The following is a 12,088-nucleotide window of genomic DNA, read 5'->3' as shown; positions in this document are numbered from 1 at the left end:
GGATGGGATGCCTTGCGAAGCCGGTCCTTTCGCAAGGCGCAATCCTGGATTGTCATTCCTGCCGGGGGGAATCGACGATTTCCCTCCGCTGGCGCAGAGCTTCGCCTGCCGTCATCGCAACCGAAACCGCAAGATTTAGCGATCTCGCACCGGGCATCATGGGGATGAGAAGCCGTGCATCGGCGGAATCATGGACATTGTCGGGGACGCCCGACGACTCGCGCCCGAAGAGCAGGATGTCATTTTCCTGAAACTGGTAATCCGTATAGGGGATCGCTGCCTTGGTGGACAGCAACACGATGCGGCGTCCGGCCTGCTGGCGCCAGTCTTCGAAGTGACGCCAATCTTGATGACGGGTGAGGGCAGCCTGCTCCAGATAGTCCATTCCGGCGCGCTTCAGGGAGCGGTCGGAAATGTCGAAACCGGCGGGTTCGATCAGGTCGACCGCAAAGCCGAGGCATGCGGCCATACGCAGGATGGTTCCCGTATTGCCGGGGATGTCGGGCTGGTAAAGTGCGACGCGCAGTTCCATATGATGCGGGTAGCTTACAAATCCGATGGCTGCAAGCGTTCAGAGTGATTGCGCGTCTCATGTCAACACATCAGTTGGCGAGGATGGCGCACGCAAGAAAAAATTATTCTCGCATCACGAAAATATTCCTGTTTTGTTCCTGTCCCGTCTTGGAAAATTTGCAAGGTGCCCGTAAAAGGATCGCCATGTTCAGATGGTTTGAAAAACGACTCGAAGCCTATCCCGAAGAACCGCCGCGCGAACCCCCGCGCGGACTGGTAGCCTTTTGCCTTTATTATACCCGCGGCGCATGGCCGTGGATCATCGGCATGGCGATCTTCACCACGCTCATCGCCGTGATCGAAGTGTCGCTCTTTGCCTTCATGGGCAATATTGTCGACTGGCTGTCGCACCAGTCGCGCGAGACATTCCTGAGCAATGAAGGCTGGCGGCTGGCGCTGATTGCGGGCGTTGTCCTGATCGGCCTGCCGGGTGTGGTGCTGATCCATTCGCTGCTGATCCACCAGACATTGCTCGGCAACTATCCGATGCGCGTGCGCTGGCTGATGCACCGTTACCTGATCCGCCAGTCGATGGCGTTCTTTCAGGACGAGTTTGCCGGACGTATCTCGACCAAGCTGATGCAGACTGCGCTCGCCGTTCGTGAAACGGTGATGAAGCTTCTGGACGTGCTCAACTATGTCATCGTCTATTTCGCGGGCACGCTGTTCATCGCAGCGTCTGCCGATCTGGTACTGATGATCCCGTTTGCCGTCTGGCTCGTCGTCTACATCATATTGCTGCGTGTCTTCATTCCGCGTCTGCGCGTGATTTCGGAACAGCAGGCCGATGCGCGCTCGTCGATGACGGGGCGCATCGTCGACAGCTATACCAATATCGCAACCGTGAAGCTTTTCTCGCATTCAAGCCGGGAAGAATCATATGTGAAGGAAAGCCTCGATGGCTTCCTCGGCACCGTGCATCGGCAGATGCGGCTCATCACATTGTTTCATTTCACGCTCTACATGGCGAACTGCATTCTGCTGTTTGCGGTGGGCGCAATCGGCATCCAGCTCTGGATGAATGAAGCGATCACTGTCGGCGCCGTTGCCGTCGGCATCGGTCTGGTGCTGCGCCTCAACGGCATGTCGCAATGGATCATGTGGGAAATGTCGGCCCTGTTTGAAAACATCGGCACGGTGGAGGACGGGATCACGACGATTGCGCGTTCGCACGAGGTCGTGGACGTTCCCAATGCACCGGCATTGCATGTGACTCGAGGCGAGCTCGACTTTGACAAGATCGGTTTCCATTACGGCAAGGGCAAAGGGGTTATCGAAAATCTCACGCTCACCATCCAGCCGGGCCAGAAAGTGGGTCTCGTCGGACGGTCCGGCGCTGGCAAGTCCACACTGGTCAATCTGCTGTTGCGCTTCTACGATCTGGAGAAGGGCCGCATTCTGATCGACGGGCAGGACATTTCCAAAGTCACGCAGGATTCGCTTCGCGCCAATATCGGCATGGTGACGCAGGATACGTCGCTTCTGCATCGTTCGGTACGCGAAAACATCATGTATGGACGTCCGGATGCCACCGAAGAGATGCTCCAGCAGGCGATCCGTCTGGCGCAGGCCGATCAGTTCATTCCGCTGCTGACTGACCCGAAGGGACGGCAGGGGCTGGATGCGCATGTCGGCGAACGCGGCGTGAAGCTTTCGGGCGGACAGCGCCAGCGCATTGCCATTGCGCGCGTGATGCTGAAAGATGCGCCGATCCTCATTCTGGACGAGGCCACCTCGGCGCTCGATTCGGAAGTCGAGGCGGCCATTCAGGACAGCCTCAATACCTTGATGGAAGGCAAGACCGTGATCGCCATCGCGCACCGCCTTTCAACCATCGCGGCACTTGATCGTCTCGTGGTTATGGACAAGGGGCGCATCGTCGAGGACGGCACGCACGAGGAACTTGTGACGCTCGGCGGCATTTATGCAAGTCTATGGGCCCGTCAGTCGGGCGGTTTCCTCGGCTTCGATGAAAATACCGAGGATGCGCTGGTAAAATAAGGACAGAAGCCATTGATGAAAGCGGTTTACAGCCTGTTCGAACGTTGGGTCGATCCCTTTCGTGAACCGGACCGGCTGAGACCGCCTTCCACCACACTCGGCTTTCTGTGGCATTATGCAAGACAGGCGAAATGGCCGCTGGCCGCTTCCCTTGTGGTTGGCGGATTGCTGCCGCTGGTCGAGGCCGGCCTGTTCTATTTCACAGGCAGGCTGGTCGATATTCTCGATCAGGCGGGCAAGGGTGGCATCGAACGAAGCTGGTCGGCGCTTTTGCAGGCGGCAGGGCCCGAACTTCTGTTCATGGGCATAACCGTCCTGGTGATCCGCCTCGTCGTGACAGCGATCAATACGCTGCTTGAGGATCAGACCTTGTCACCGGGCTTCTACAACATGATCCGCTGGCAGGCGAACTCCTATGTTCTCCGCCAGTCCTACGCCTTCTTCCAGAATGATTTTGCCGGGCGCATTGCCACCAAGGTCTGGCAGGCAGGGCAGGCGGCAGGCGACCTCATCGAAAGCCTGATTCAGGTCGTCTGGTTCATGGCGATCTACAGTATCACAACGCTGTTTCTGGTCGGTCGGCTCGACTGGCGGCTGGCAGCGGCGGTAGTCCTGTGGATCATTGCCTTCGGCTTCATCGCCTGGCGCTATCTGCCGCGCATCCGCAAGCATGCCGAGGCCTCTGCCGAGGCGGGATCGATGATTAACGGGCGTATCGTTGACAGCTACTCCAACATCCAGACGATCAAGCTCAATACTGCCGATGACGATGAGCGCTATCTGCGCGACGGTTTCGAGCGGTATCTTGGCGCTATTCTTCCGTTCATGCGCTCGCTCACCGGCGTTCGCGTTTCGCTTACGGCACTTTCCGGCCTGATGATCGTGACGGTTGCGGCGATTGCCATCGATTTGTGGACGCGCAGTGCTATCACCGTCGGGCAGGTGTCGTTCACACTTGGCCTCGTGCTGCGCCTCAATATGCTCCTTGGCCGTCTCATGATGCAGCTCAATGGCATGCTGCGCCAGCTCGGACTGATCGAGAATTCCATGCGGCTGGTCTCTGCTCCGCTCGGTCTTGAAGATCGGCCAGATGCAAAACCCTTGCAGGTGACGGAGGCGCGCATCGATGTCCAGAACGTCACCTTTCATTACGGCAAGGCTGCGGGCGTTCTCGACAATATCAACCTCACTGTGCGCGGCGGTGAAAGGGTCGGTCTCGTCGGCCATTCCGGTGCAGGCAAGTCCACTCTCGTGAACCTCATCCTGCGCCTTTATGATGTCGAGAAGGGCTCTATCCTTGTTGATGGGCAGGATATTCGCGACGTAACCCAGACATCGCTGCGCCGGGCCGTTGCGGTCGTCAGTCAGGAAACCGCATTGCTGCACCGGTCGCTGCGCGACAACATCATGCTGGCGCGCGACGATGCGACCGATGAGGAATTGCTGCAGGCGGCACGTCAGGCCGAAGCCGACGGGTTCATCGCCAATCTTGAGGATTTTCAGGGGCGACGCTCCTTCGATGCCTTTGTGGGCGAGCGCGGCGTCAAGCTTTCCGGCGGGCAGCGCCAGCGTATCGCCATCGCGCGCGCCATATTGAAGGACGCGCCAATCCTGATCCTCGATGAGGCGACTTCCGCACTCGATTCGGAAGTGGAAGCCTCGATTCAGGAGAATCTGAAACGTCTCATGGACGGAAAGACCGTGATTGCGATTGCCCATCGCCTTTCCACCATTGCGGCGCTCGATCGTCTCGTGGTTATGGATCAGGGCCGCATTGTGGAGGAGGGGACGCATGACGAACTTATCGCCCGTGGCGGCATCTATGCGGGACTTTGGGCCCGCCAGTCGGGCGGTTTCATAGGGCGGAACGGAGAAAGTTGAAAGCTTTCCGCTGTCTGTAATGCGTTATCGCTTTGCTATGCATTCCCTGAATTCAGCAAGCAAATCCGCCTGCGACATCGTGCCGTCATAAGGGCTTGGTGTCTGGACAAGCGATTTTTACACGCATAAACCGGATAGTGAAATGGAGGGAATTTCGTCCTGTGAGCACTTGCGGGACTACTTTTGCGCAAGTGCAAAAGAGGACGAGGGGAGAGTTCAATTGAACATGCAGGTTGAAAAGGAATTGGCACGTGAGCGCACACGACACGGCTGAGCCGACACGGCGTGATTTTTTGTATATTGCGACGGGAATGGCCGGTGTCGTCGGAGTTGGCGGACTGGCCTGGCCGTTTATCGACCAGATGCGTCCGGACGCTTCGACACTCGCGGCTGCGTCCATCGAGGTTGATGTTTCGTCCCTGACGGAAGGAGCATCATTAACTGTTAAATGGCGTGGTAAGCCGGTTTTCATCCGTAACCGCTCCGCCAAGGAAGTCGAGGATGCCAAGACAACCGCTCTTGGTGATCTCAAGGATCCGATCGCGCGTAATGCCAATCTTGCTTCGGACGCGCAGGCGACCGATCTCGCCCGCTCGGCAGGTGAAGGCAAGGAAAACTGGCTGGTGATGATCGGCGTATGTACCCATCTGGGTTGCGTGCCGCTCGGTGAATCCGGTTCTTTCGGTGGCTGGTTCTGTCCATGCCATGGTTCGACCTATGACACTGCCGGTCGTATCCGCAGCGGTCCGGCGCCGGAAAACATGCACATCCCGCAATATGCATTCACTTCCGATACGGTCATCAGGATCGGCTAACAGGTCTTGGGGAGAGATGAAATGAGTGGTGGACACTCCACATACACGCCGAAGACCGGCATCGAAAAATGGGTGGACGAACGGCTTCCCTTGCCGCGTCTCGTCTATGATTCTTTCGTGGCCTATCCGACGCCGCGTAACCTGAACTACATGTACACCTTCGGTGGCATTCTGAGCTTCATGCTCATTTCGCAGATTCTGACCGGCGTTGTGCTGGCCATGCATTATGCTGCGGATACGGGCATTGCGTTCAATTCCGTTGAAAAGATCATGCGTGACGTCAACTCCGGTTGGCTGCTGCGCTACATGCACTCCAACGGTGCATCCTTCTTCTTCATCGCCGTCTATCTCCATATTGCCCGCGGCCTCTATTACGGTTCCTACAAGGCACCGCGCGAGCTTCTGTGGATCCTGGGCGTGGTGATCTTCCTTCTCATGATGGCAACCGCCTTCATGGGCTACGTGCTGCCATGGGGCCAGATGTCCTTCTGGGGTGCAACGGTTATCACCGGCTTCTTCACGGCGTTCCCGATCATCGGCGAGCCGATCCAGCAATTGCTGCTCGGTGGTTTTGCGGTCGACAATCCAACGCTCAACCGCTTCTTCTCGCTGCACTATCTGCTGCCGTTCATGATTGCGGGTGTCGTTATCCTGCACGTCTGGGCGCTGCATGTGACGGGTCAGACCAATCCTACCGGCATTGAAGTCAAGTCCAAGACCGATACGCTGCCGTTCACGCCTTATGCGACCATCAAGGACGCTTTCGGCGCGCTCGTCTTCTTCGTGTTCTTCGCCTATTTTGTCTTCTACCTGCCGAACTTCCTCGGTCATCCGGATAACTACATCCCGGCAGATTCGCTGAAGACGCCTGCTCACATCGTTCCTGAATGGTACTTTCTGCCGTTCTACGCGATGCTGCGCGCCATCACCTTCAACATCGGCCCGATCGATTCGAAGCTCGGCGGCGTTCTGACCATGTTCGGTTCGATCGCGATCCTCTTCGTCGTGCCCTGGCTCGATACATCGAAGGTTCGTTCGGCAGTCTATCGTCCATGGTTCAAACTGTTCTTCTGGCTGTTCGTGATCAACGCCATCTTCCTCGGCTGGCTCGGTTCGCGTCCTGCTGAAGGTTCCTATGTCTTCATGGCGCAGCTGGGTACGCTCTACTACTTTGCATTCTTCATCATCATCATGCCGGTCATTGGCCTGATCGAAACGCCAAAGCGTTTGCCGAACTCGATCACCGAGGCGGTTCTGGAGAAGAGCGGCAAGGCCGAGATTACCCCCGTGGAAATCAAGGGCTGAACCAGCGAGAGAGATGAAGGACGTAACAATGAAAAACATCCTCAAGAATTTCGCTGCCTTCGGTATTGCTCCGCTGGTTGCGCTTGGCATCGCCCTGGGTGGTGCCTCGGCTGAGGAAGGCGGGAATGCTGCGGAGCCGGAACATTTTCCGATCCACCATCCCAAGCAGGAAAAGTGGAGCTTTTCCGGCCCGTTCGGAACCTATGACAAGGGCCAGCTTCAGCGCGGCCTGAAGGTCTACAAGGAAGTCTGCTCGGCTTGTCACTCGATGAACCTGGTGGCTTTCCGCACGCTGGAAGGTCTTGGTTACTCGCCGGAACAGGTCAAGGCGCTTGCCGCTGAATATGAAGTGCAGGACGGCCCGAACGCGGATGGCGAAATGTTCACCCGCAAGGCGCTTCCGACCGATCACTTCCCGTCGCCATATCCGAACGCGGCTGCTGCTGCGGCGGCAAACAATGGTGCGGCTCCACCGGACTTTTCGCTGATCGCCAAGGCACGTGCAGTGGAGCGTGGGTTCCCGCAGTTCATCTTCGATATATTCACGCAATATGCCGAAGGTGGCCCGGATTATATCCATTCTCTGTTGACCGGCTTCGATGAGCAGCCGCCTGCAGGCATGCAGATCGCTGAAGGTACGCATTACAATCCGTACTTCATTTCGGCAAAGGCGCTCGCTATGGCGAAGCCGCTGAGCGACGACCAGGTCACCTATGACGATGGTTCGCCGCAGACGGTCGATCAGTATGCACGCGACGTTTCGGCATTCCTTATGTGGGCAGCAGAGCCGCATCTGGAAGATCGCAAGCGGACCGGTTTCCGGGTCATCATATTCCTGATCCTTTTTGCTGGTCTGGTATATGTTGCCAAGCGTTCAATCTGGTCGGATGTCAAGCACTGACAATGGGTCAACCTGAATTAAAAGATGGGCGCCGCGAGCGCCCATTTTTTTTGTGCTGTAGCTGGAAGGTCGGCTGCGCCGCAAATAAGCCATGAAAATGACCGTGCGTCGCCGTAATGTTCTTGGCAGAAATGGGCGGTTTCTTTTGCAATTTGACCGTTTGAGGGTGTAAAGGTCCTTGGCCCCAACTTTGCCTTGATTAACTTGACCGGCCTGCAGGCCGCCTGAAAGGATGGAAAATGGAATCCGGATTTAAAGCCAGCTTGAAGGATGCGATCCGCACCATTCCGGACTATCCGAAGCCGGGCGTCCAGTTCCGTGACGTGACCACGCTTATGGGCGATGCACAGGCATTTCGCCGCTCCGTCGACGAGCTGGTCTATCCCTATGCAGGCAACAAGGTCGACAAGGTCGCCGGTATTGAGGCACGTGGCTTCATTCTCGGCGGTGCAATTGCGCATCAGCTTTCGGCCGGTTTCGTGCCGATCCGCAAGAAGGGCAAGCTGCCGCGCGATACAGTGCGCATTGCCTACAGCCTTGAATACGGCATCGATGAAATGGAAATGCACCGCGATGCGATTGAAAAGGGCGAGCGGATCATTTTGGTGGACGACCTGATCGCCACGGGCGGAACGGCGGAAGCGGCTGCAAAGCTCCTGCTTCAAATGGGCGCGGACATTGTCGCAGCCTGCTTCATCATTGACCTGCCCGATCTGGGTGGTCGCAAGAAGCTTGAAGCTCTCGGCGTACCGGTCCGCACGCTCGTCGCCTTTGAAGGCGACTGAGAAACGTTGCATTTAAACAAAAAAGCCCGGACATCGCTCCGGGCTTTTTTGTTTCAGGCATTGGCCTTGGGTGGCAGCTTCACCATCGCTGCATTGTCGAAGGACAGCACCTCTTCACCATTCTGGTTATGGGCGCTTGTCGTCATGGTCAGCATGGACCAGCCGGGCCGGGAAGCGAGCGGCCTGATTGCATGGACAATGCGCCTGTAGGTGATCGTATCCCCCGCATAAACGGGCTTCGGCCATTTAAGGTTTTCAAAGCCGGGCGAGGGGCCAAATGTCGGCGGTGTCTCACCACGTTTCAAAGCTTCTTTCGTCGCCTTGACGATGGAAGCGACATTGAGCTTCATGAACACTGCAGTAGTGTGCCAGCCGGAGGCGCACAGCCCGCCGAACACGCTCTTCTTTGCGGTTTCACTATCCAGATGGAACGGTTGCGGATCGTATTTTCTCGCGAAATCAATGATTTCTTCGGCAGTAAACGTATAGCTGCCGATGACGAGGTTCTGTCCGAGATTTTCTTCCAGGAAACTCATGACGCTTCTCCCGCTGTCGCATCGTAATCGCGACGCGACATCATGCATGGATGCTGCATTTCACACACGCTTTCGCCGCGCTGATTGAACAGCTCATGGTGGAACGTTACCAGCCCGATAGCCGGGCGCGATTTGGAAATGCGCTTGTCCTTGATGGTCGTCATGCCGTTGAGCGTATCGCCCGCAAGCACGGGACGTTTCCAGCGCGTGAATTCGACGCCGGGACCGCCTTGCGAGGTGGAGTTGGTGAGATAGGCGTCGCAGACCATGCGCATGATGAGGGCGGCTGTCTGCCAGCCCGACGCGGCCAGTCCGCCGAGGACGCTCGCCTTGCCCGCTTCCTCATCGAGATGGAACGGTTGCGGATCGAACGCGCTGGCGAATTCGATGATTTCTTCCTTGTTGATCGTACGAGGACCGAAGGGAAGGGCCATTCCCGGTTCCATATCCTCATAAGCATATTTCGGCAGAGGCTTGCTCACCCTCGATCTCCTCCCTGTAGACATAAAGACAAGGCCGCCGGTTTTCGGCGGCCTGATCGTATCAGGTATTGAAGCGGAACAGCATCACATCGCCGTCATGGACGATGTATTCCTTGCCTTCGTCCCTTGCCTTGCCAGCTTCCTTCGCTCCGACTTCGCCATTGTATTTGACGTAGTCTTCATAGGCGATGGTCTGGGCGCGGATGAAGCCGCGCTCAAAATCGGTATGGATGACACCAGCAGCACCCGGAGCCTTGGTGCCGCGCCGGATGGTCCAGGCGCGGGTTTCCTTCGGTCCTGCGGTGAAATAGGTGATGAGGTCGAGAAGCTTGTAACCGGCGCGGATCAGGCGGTCGAGACCCGGTTCCTCAAGGTCCATGCTGTCCAGATATTCCTTGGCCTCCTCATCGGGAAGCTGTGCAACTTCCGCTTCGATTGCAGCCGAAATGATGACCGTCTGCGCGCCCTGTTCCTCGGCCATCTTGTCGACGGCAGCGCTAAATTCGTTGCCCTTGGCGGCGTCGCCTTCTGCGACGTTGCAGACATAAAGAACCGGCTTGGAGGTCAGAAGGTTCAGGCCCTTCAGCGTCAGCAGGTCTTCTGCGGCGATATCTTTCAGCATCAGGCGGACCGGCTGGCCGTTCTGGAGCAGTTCGAGTGCCGTTTCCATCACCGGCAGAATGGTGAGGGCTTCCTTGTCCTTGCCGGTGGCGCGCTTGCGGATCTGAACGATACGGCGTTCGATGCTTTCAAGATCCGAAAGCATCAGCTCCGTCTCAACCGTCTGGGCGTCCGATACGGGATCGATACGGCCTTCGACATGGGTGATGTCATCGTCCTCGAAGCAGCGCAGCACATGCACGATGGCATCGACTTCGCGAATATTGGCGAGGAACTGGTTGCCGAGACCTTCACCCTTCGATGCGCCGCGCACGAGGCCGGCAATGTCCACGAAGTTGATGCGGGTCGGGATGATTTCCTTCGAACCTGCGATCTTGGCAATCTCGTTCTGGCGCGGATCGGGAACCGCCACTTCGCCGGTGTTCGGCTCAATGGTGCAGAATGGATAGTTTGCGGCCTGTGCGGCGGCCGTTTTGGTCAGCGCGTTGAAAAGCGTCGACTTGCCAACATTTGGCAGACCGACGATGCCGCATTTGAAACCCATGATCGTACCTATCAGACTAGAATTCTATTGTTGTGGCTATGCGTCATAGGACCGTGAAGCGTCAAGAGGCGGAGCCGTCGCAGAAGCTTAATCCTTTTTGCCAAGCAGCTTTTTCAGCATTTCAGCCATCGGGCCGCTGGCAGGAATATCCGGCTTCTTCTGGTTTTGCCGCGCCTGACGAATATGGCTCTGCGCTTTTTGTGGCGCTTTTTCCAGTTGCGCGGGATCGGCCTTGAAACCGCTTGGCCGCTGATTGCCATCGCCCATGGCGAGCGCAATGCGGTTCATGAAGCTGTTGTCTTCGCCCTTGGTGGCAAGCAGGCCCACATTGTCGGCGATGGCGCCCAGAAGCTTATCCAGCCATTCATTGTCGGCCTTGGCGAAATCGCCGAGGACATAATTATGCACGAGTTCCTTCGCGCCCGGATGGCCGATGCCAAGCCGCATACGGCGATAATTCTGGCCGCCAGGGAAAGACTGCACATGTGCGTCGATGGACTTGATGCCGTTATGGCCGCCCGAGCCGCCGCCGGTCTTGATGCGCAGCTTGCCAGGAACGAGGTCCAGTTCGTCATAGATCACGACGAGATCGGCAGAGGTGAGCTTGTAGAAGCGCATGGCCTCACCGATAGACTGACCCGAGAGGTTCATGAAAGTCTGCGGTTTGACCAGCAGCACCTTTTCGCCATTGATCACACCATCGGCGATCTCGGCCTGAAACTTCTTCTGCCAGTTGGAAAAGCGATGGCGGCGGAATATTTCATCCGCCGCCATGAAACCGATATTGTGCCGGTTATGCGCATATTTGGGGCCCGGATTGCCAAGACCTGCGATGAGCAGCATGGTTCAGAGCCCCTTTTGAGCATTTCCAGCAAAAGTGCGAAGCGTCTACGCGGGGAAATCAGTTCACTGGACTGATTTCTTATCCCGCTTCGATGTGCAGGATAATGCGTGAAAACAAATATCTAGCACGCTTCCCCGGAAGCGATTATTCGCCGTCCTTGGCTTCTTCTTCAGCGCCTTCCGAGGCAGCTTCTTCCGACTTCAGGCCGGCAGGAGCAGCAATCGTGGCGATGGTGAAGTCGCGATCCTGGATGGCAGGCGTTACGCCCTTCGGCAGCTTGATTGCCGAAATATGGACGGAGTCGCCGATTTCGAGGCCGGTCAGGTCGAACTCGAGTGCTTCCGGAATTGCATTGGCAGGAACGATCAGTTCAACGTCGTGACGAACGATGTTGAGAACGCCGCCGCGCTTGATGCCCGGAGCAGCTTCTTCGTTCTTGAAGTGAACCGGAACATTCACATGGACGACCGACTTCGCGGAAACGCGCAGGAAGTCGACATGCTGCGGGAAGTCACGGACTGGATCCAGCTGGTAGTCCTTCGGGAGGACCTGAATCTTCTTGCCGTCTACTTCGATCGTGGCAACAGTGGTCTTAAAGCCACCGCCATGAATCTTGTAGAAAATCTCCTTGTAGGAGACGGCGATTGCGAGGGGTTCCTGCTTGTCGCCATAGATGACTGCAGGAATCTGGCCGTTGCGACGCAGTTCGCGGGAGGACCCCTTACCAACCCGGGTACGCAGATCGGCCTTGAGCACGTAAGTCTCGCTCATGGCATTTCCTTTCGATGTTACTGGAGTGT

General features: G+C 57.0%; 12 protein-coding genes. 6 read left to right on the top strand and 6 right to left on the bottom strand.

All coding sequences use genetic code 11. The annotated features are described in order from the left end of the window. Window positions 1-52: 52 nt before the first annotated feature. Window positions 53-532 carry a tRNA (cytidine(34)-2'-O)-methyltransferase gene (locus tag F9K94_RS05160; protein WP_061345906.1) on the bottom strand — a complete coding sequence of 160 codons (480 nt, stop codon included), beginning with the start codon at window positions 530-532 and terminating at the stop codon, window positions 53-55. 185 nt (window positions 533-717) lie between these two features. On the opposite strand from F9K94_RS05160, the gene F9K94_RS05155 reads away from it, so the two are divergent. The 6 genes from F9K94_RS05155 to F9K94_RS05130 all read left to right on the top strand — a co-directional run bounded on the left by F9K94_RS05155 (window position 718) and on the right by F9K94_RS05130 (window position 8,261). Then, window positions 718-2,574 (top strand): ABC transporter ATP-binding protein, encoded by a 1,857-nt coding sequence (locus F9K94_RS05155; protein WP_151644014.1) that lies wholly within the window; start codon window positions 718-720, stop codon window positions 2,572-2,574. A 15-nt stretch (window positions 2,575-2,589) separates the two neighbouring features. Continuing rightward, complete coding sequence (locus tag F9K94_RS05150; RefSeq protein ID WP_151644012.1) at window positions 2,590-4,455, top strand: ABC transporter ATP-binding protein; 1,866 nt, start codon at window positions 2,590-2,592, stop codon at window positions 4,453-4,455. Between the two features lie 251 nt (window positions 4,456-4,706). Further along, window positions 4,707-5,270, top strand: coding sequence for a ubiquinol-cytochrome c reductase iron-sulfur subunit (petA, locus tag F9K94_RS05145; RefSeq protein WP_061345909.1), 564 nt, complete (start codon window positions 4,707-4,709; stop codon window positions 5,268-5,270). 21 nt (window positions 5,271-5,291) lie between these two features. Continuing rightward, window positions 5,292-6,575, top strand: coding sequence for a cytochrome b (locus tag F9K94_RS05140; RefSeq protein WP_061345910.1), 1,284 nt, complete (start codon window positions 5,292-5,294; stop codon window positions 6,573-6,575). A 28-nt stretch (window positions 6,576-6,603) separates the two neighbouring features. Further along, window positions 6,604-7,476: a cytochrome c1 gene (locus F9K94_RS05135; RefSeq protein ID WP_192799438.1), complete on the top strand. Its 873-nt coding sequence runs from the start codon at window positions 6,604-6,606 to the stop codon at window positions 7,474-7,476. 239 nt (window positions 7,477-7,715) lie between these two features. After that, a complete protein-coding gene (locus F9K94_RS05130) occupies window positions 7,716-8,261 on the top strand; it encodes an adenine phosphoribosyltransferase (RefSeq protein ID WP_061345912.1) in 546 nt (181 codons plus the stop codon). A 53-nt stretch (window positions 8,262-8,314) separates the two neighbouring features. On the opposite strand, the gene F9K94_RS05125 is transcribed toward F9K94_RS05130, so the two are convergent. The 5 genes from F9K94_RS05125 to F9K94_RS05105 all read right to left on the bottom strand — a co-directional run bounded on the left by F9K94_RS05125 (window position 8,315) and on the right by F9K94_RS05105 (window position 12,059). Then, window positions 8,315-8,797, bottom strand: coding sequence for a MaoC family dehydratase (locus tag F9K94_RS05125; protein ID WP_151644008.1), 483 nt, complete (start codon window positions 8,795-8,797; stop codon window positions 8,315-8,317). Further along, a complete protein-coding gene (locus F9K94_RS05120; RefSeq protein WP_151644006.1) occupies window positions 8,794-9,279 on the bottom strand; it encodes a MaoC family dehydratase in 486 nt (161 codons plus the stop codon). Before F9K94_RS05120 ends, F9K94_RS05125 begins: the two co-directional genes overlap by 4 nt. Window positions 9,280-9,340: 61 nt before the next feature. Next, complete coding sequence (gene ychF / locus F9K94_RS05115; protein WP_151644004.1) at window positions 9,341-10,444, bottom strand: redox-regulated ATPase YchF; 1,104 nt, start codon at window positions 10,442-10,444, stop codon at window positions 9,341-9,343. A gap of 87 nt (window positions 10,445-10,531) precedes the next feature. After that, window positions 10,532-11,287, bottom strand: a complete 756-nt coding sequence (gene pth / locus F9K94_RS05110; RefSeq protein ID WP_151644002.1) for an aminoacyl-tRNA hydrolase — start codon at window positions 11,285-11,287, stop codon at window positions 10,532-10,534. A 145-nt stretch (window positions 11,288-11,432) separates the two neighbouring features. Further along, entirely contained in the window at window positions 11,433-12,059 is a 627-nt protein-coding gene (locus F9K94_RS05105; protein WP_151644000.1) for a 50S ribosomal protein L25/general stress protein Ctc, read from the bottom strand. Window positions 12,060-12,088: the final 29 nt, after the last annotated feature.

The organism is Brucella tritici (genome assembly GCF_008932285.1).
GTDB classification, from domain to species: domain Bacteria; phylum Pseudomonadota; class Alphaproteobacteria; order Rhizobiales; family Rhizobiaceae; genus Brucella; species Brucella tritici.
This window is presented reverse-complemented; position numbering and strand designations above follow the sequence as displayed.

Excerpts from the sequence above, each read along its gene's own strand:
- F9K94_RS05160 (WP_061345906.1), bottom strand. The coding sequence starts at position 532 with ATGGAACTGCGCGTCGCACTTTACCAGCCCGACATCCCCGGCAATACG.
- F9K94_RS05155 (WP_151644014.1), top strand. The coding sequence starts at position 718 with ATGTTCAGATGGTTTGAAAAACGACTCGAAGCCTATCCCGAAGAACCG.
- F9K94_RS05150 (WP_151644012.1), top strand. The coding sequence starts at position 2,590 with ATGAAAGCGGTTTACAGCCTGTTCGAACGTTGGGTCGATCCCTTTCGT.
- F9K94_RS05140 (WP_061345910.1), top strand. The coding sequence starts at position 5,292 with ATGAGTGGTGGACACTCCACATACACGCCGAAGACCGGCATCGAAAAA.
- F9K94_RS05135 (WP_192799438.1), top strand. The coding sequence starts at position 6,604 with ATGAAAAACATCCTCAAGAATTTCGCTGCCTTCGGTATTGCTCCGCTG.
- F9K94_RS05130 (WP_061345912.1), top strand. The coding sequence starts at position 7,716 with ATGGAATCCGGATTTAAAGCCAGCTTGAAGGATGCGATCCGCACCATT.
- F9K94_RS05125 (WP_151644008.1), bottom strand. The coding sequence starts at position 8,797 with ATGAGTTTCCTGGAAGAAAATCTCGGACAGAACCTCGTCATCGGCAGC.
- ychF (WP_151644004.1), bottom strand. The coding sequence starts at position 10,444 with ATGGGTTTCAAATGCGGCATCGTCGGTCTGCCAAATGTTGGCAAGTCG.
- pth (WP_151644002.1), bottom strand. The coding sequence starts at position 11,287 with ATGCTGCTCATCGCAGGTCTTGGCAATCCGGGCCCCAAATATGCGCAT.
- F9K94_RS05105 (WP_151644000.1), bottom strand. The coding sequence starts at position 12,059 with ATGAGCGAGACTTACGTGCTCAAGGCCGATCTGCGTACCCGGGTTGGT.